Here is an 891-nt window from a genome sequence, read left to right as displayed (position 1 = left end):
TGAATTGCTCGTATTCTGGCTGGTGATATTAACATCATCCCCCATGATCAAGGCACCAGAAGAGACAAAGGAGGCTCTGTCTTTTTCTGGAATGTAAAGCACCGGTGCATAAACATCCATGCCCTTGACGTGATGGCGCACATAAATCACCATCGGGGCTTCTAGGGATGCCAATTGTTCTTCACTCAAAGCCTCACCAAAGGAAAGATTATGTGCTTTTGCATATTCTGCCCCGACGTCAAGCAAATTTTTGACTTGTTCAATGGCATCACTGCCAGGAATAAAGGAACCCTTGCCCAAACCTTGACCAACAAGATCACGCATTTGTTTTTCAATCAATTGCTTTTCGAAATACGCATCGCCTAAGAAAAAAATCTCCCGATCAGGTTTGTAACAAATTCTGTTTAAATAATAGGCTGAGCCATAAAACTTGCCAACATCGAGGAATTCTGCCCGCGTTTCATAAAGGAAATTTTGTTTCGGCAAGGTACCACCAACCCCACCCGATTGTGGTTTTGGTAAAGGCAACGAACTCCCATCCGAAACACCAGCCGTACCATCTATAGCGATGTTTGGTGTAAACAAAGCACCTGCTGCTGTTAAACCACTCAATGCCCCCAGTGGATCACCCCCAACGGCTTTTGCTTCAAAATGCGCATCCCCTGTAATCGAACCTTCCGCTGCCGTGTTGTTAAGTTGATCAACCACCAGATTCAGAGTGCCAGCCGCCTGGACAAGACCAGAAACGCTGTCCAAAGCTTCTGAGCTGATATGGCGAAATTTGCCATTGGCTATATCTAAAGCTTTATTGCGGCTTCCATCAACATTATAGGCATAACAATTATCAGTGCCTGCCTTACAGCCTAGATAGGTATTTTTATAAGCTGTTGC

General features: G+C 44.9%; 1 pseudogene. It reads right to left on the bottom strand.

What is annotated here, in order from left to right:
- Positions 1 to 891, bottom strand: a pseudogene (locus J7R10_RS08280) (hemagglutinin repeat-containing protein); the annotation flags it as partial.

The organism is Bartonella vinsonii subsp. berkhoffii ATCC 51672, from assembly GCF_902825225.1.
GTDB classification, from domain to species: domain Bacteria; phylum Pseudomonadota; class Alphaproteobacteria; order Rhizobiales; family Rhizobiaceae; genus Bartonella; species Bartonella berkhoffii.
The sequence above is the reverse complement of the archived record's forward strand: the minus strand, read 5'-3'. Positions and strand labels throughout refer to the sequence as shown.